A 3,618-nucleotide genomic window follows, 5' to 3' on the forward strand; every position below is an offset into this window, starting at 1 on the left:
AGTTGTTATTAATGGGGTAACTTATACTGCAACTGTAGACAGTGCAGCAGGTACATGGACAGTAAGTGTACCAGGTAGCGGTTTGGTTGCTGATGCTGATAAAACGATTGATGCTAAAGTAACCTTCACTGATGCAGCAGGTAATAGCAGCACAGTTAACGATACACAAACTTATACACTGGATACAGCTGCTCCTTCAGCACCAGTAATTGACCCGGTTAACGGGACAGACCCGATTACAGGTACGGCAGAACCTGGTTCAACCGTAACAGTAACTTATCCTAATGGTGACACAGCAACAGTTGTAGCAGGACCGGATGGCAGCTGGTCAGTACCAAACCCTGGCCTTAATGATGGTGACGAAGTTGAGGCAATTGCTACAGATCCAGCAGGCAACCCATCTTTACCAGGTACAGCTACTGTTGATGCAGTTGCACCAGCAGTTGTTATAACTGATCTATTAACGAACGACAGCACACCAGCACTCACTGGTACAGTGAACGATCCGACAGCAACAGTGGTTGTGAATGTGGATGGCGTTGATTATCCGGCAGTGAATAACGGTGACGGCACCTGGACGCTTGCAGACAATACACTTCCTGCATTAACTGATGGTCCACACACCATTACCGTGACTGCAACAGATGCAGCAGGTAACGTAGGTACAGATACGGGTGTTGTGACAGTTGATACAGCAGCACCGAATACAGGGTCAGTAAATTTTGCGATTGATTCAGTAACAGCTGACAATGTGATTAATGCATCAGAAGCGTCAGGCAACGTTACTGTTACAGGTATATTGAAAAACGTTCCGGCAGATGCAGCAAATACAGTGGTCACTGTTGTGATCAATGGCCAGACGTATACTGCGACTGTAGATAGCACAGCAGGCACATGGACAGTAAGTGTGCCGGGTAGCGGTTTGGTTGCGGATGCAGATAAAACAATTGATGCCAAAGTAACGTTTACAGATGCAGCAGGTAATAGCAGCAGTGTTAATGATACACAAACATATACAATCGATACCACTGCACCTGATGCTCCAGTAATTAACCCGGTTAACGGGACAGACCCGATTACAGGTACAGCAGAACCTGGTTCAACAGTGACTGTGACTTATCCTGACGGCAGTACAGCAAGTGTTGTAGCAGGACCAGACGGTACGTGGACTGTGCCAAACCCTGGCCTGAATGATGGCGATGAAGTTGAAGCGATTGCTACAGATTCAGCAGGTAACCCATCATTACCAGGCACAGCTATTGTCGATGCAGTTGGCCCAAATACCGATGGTGTCAACTTCGCAGTTGATTCAGTAACAGCTGACAATGTAATTAATGCATCAGAAGCAGCGGGTAATGTCACGATTACTGGTGTTCTGACAAACGTTCCTTCAGATGCGGCTACTACAGCCGTTACAGTTGTTATTAATGGGATAACTTATAATGCAACTGTAGACAGTGCAGCAGGTACATGGACAGTAAGTGTGCCGGGTAGTGGTTTAACAGCGGATGCAGATAAAACAATTGATGCCAAAGTAACCTTTACTGATGCAGTAGGTAATAGCAGCACTGTTAATGATACACAAACTTATACAATTGATACCACCGCACCAAATGCACCTGTACTTGATCCAATCAATGCAACTGACCCAGTGAGCGGTACAGCAGAACCTGGTTCAACAGTGACTGTGAGCTTCCCTGATGGCACCACTGCAACAGTCGTGGCAGGCACAGACGGCAGCTGGTCAGTACCAAACCCGGGTAACCTGGTGGATGGCGATACCGTGACTGCAACAGCAACTGACCCTGCAGGCAATACTTCATTGCCAGGTACAGGCACAGTCTCTGCCGACATCACACCGCCGGTGGTTGCACTTGATGATGTGTTGACGAACGACAGCACACCAGCACTCACTGGTACAGTGAACGATCCGACCGCAACTGTGGTTGTCAATGTGGATGGTGTTGACTATCCGGCAGTGAACAATGGTGACGGCACCTGGACGCTTGCAGACAATACACTTCCTGCGTTAACTGATGGTCCACACACCATTACCGTGACTGCAACAGATGCAGCAGGCAATGCAGGTACAGATACAGCAGTGGTGACGATTGATACCACAGCACCAAATGCACCTGTACTTGATCCAATCAATGCGACTGACCCGGTGAGCGGTACAGCAGAACCTGGTTCAACAGTGACTGTCAGCTTCCCTGACGGCACCACTACAACAGTGGTAGCAGGCACAGATGGCAGCTGGTCAGTACCAAACCCGGGTAACCTGGTGGATGGCGATACCGTGACTGCAACAGCCACTGACCCTGCAGGCAATACTTCATTGCCAGGTACAGGCACAGTCTCTGCAGACATCACACCGCCAGTGGTTGTACTTGATGATGTGTTGACGAACGACAGCACACCAGCACTCACTGGTACAGTGAACGATCCGACAGCAACAGTGGTTGTGAACGTGGATGGTGTTGACTATCCGGCAGTGAACAATGGTGACGGCACCTGGACGCTTGCAGACAATACACTTCCTGCGTTAACTGATGGTCCACACACCATTACCGTGACTGCAACAGATGCAGCAGGCAATGCAGGTACAGATACAGCAGTGGTGACGATTGATACTAGTGTTCCAGTTGTATCTTTAGATGACTTAACTACTAATGACACAACTCCTGCTTTAACAGGGGTAATTAATGACCCAACAGCCACTGTGGTTGTGAATGTGGATGGCGTTGATTATCCGGCAGTGAATAACGGTGATGGTACTTGGACGCTTGCAGACAATACTTTGCCTGCATTAATAGATGGTCCTCATATTGTAACTGTAACTGCAACTGATCCAGCTGGAAATACTGCTACAGATACAGCTACGCTTACTATTGATACAGTACCTGCAGACCTGATCGGTGCGATCACGATTCCTGAAGACTTAAATGGCGACGGTATCTTGAATGCAGACGAGCTAGGCACAGACGGTACCTTCAATGCACAAGTGGCGTTGGGACCTGATGCAATCGACGGCACAGTAGTGAATATCAACGGTACTAACTACACCGTGACAGCAGCTGACCTTGCAAACGGCTTCATCACCGCAGCGATTCCTGTCACAGGCGAAGGCCCTGTGACCATCCATGCAGAAGCAGTGGATGCACAAGGTAACCTTGATGTTGCAGATGCAGATATCACCGTGACTGTAGATACCTTGCCTGCAGACCTGATCGGTGCGATCACGATTCCTGAAGACTTAAATGGCGACGGTATCTTGAATGCAGACGAGCTAGGCACAGACGGTACCTTCAATGCACAAGTGGCGTTGGGACCAGATGCAATCGACGGCACAGTGGTGAATGTGAACGGTACTAACTACACCGTGACAGCAGCTGACCTTGCAAACGGCTTCATCACGCAGCGATTCCTGTCACAGGCGAAGGCCCTGTGACCATCCATGCAGAAGCAGTGGATGCACAAGGTAACCTTGATGTTGCAGATGCAGATATCACCGTGACTGTAGATACCTTGCCTGCAGACCTGATCGGTGCGATTACGGTTCCTGAAGACTTAAATGGCGACGGTATCTTGAATGCAGACGAGCTAGGCACAGACGGT

General features: G+C 48.9%; 1 protein-coding gene. It reads left to right on the plus strand.

Going from position 1 to position 3,618, the window contains the following annotated elements; translation table 11 throughout:
* Positions 1–3,451 (plus strand): beta strand repeat-containing protein (locus tag J536_RS25565; protein ID WP_416202126.1); only part of this gene is annotated, 3,451 nt, incomplete at its 5' end.
* Between the last annotated feature and the right edge of the window lie 167 nt (positions 3,452–3,618).

It is taken from the genome of Acinetobacter sp. 809848 (assembly GCF_000581275.1).
GTDB classification, from domain to species: domain Bacteria; phylum Pseudomonadota; class Gammaproteobacteria; order Pseudomonadales; family Moraxellaceae; genus Acinetobacter; species Acinetobacter pittii.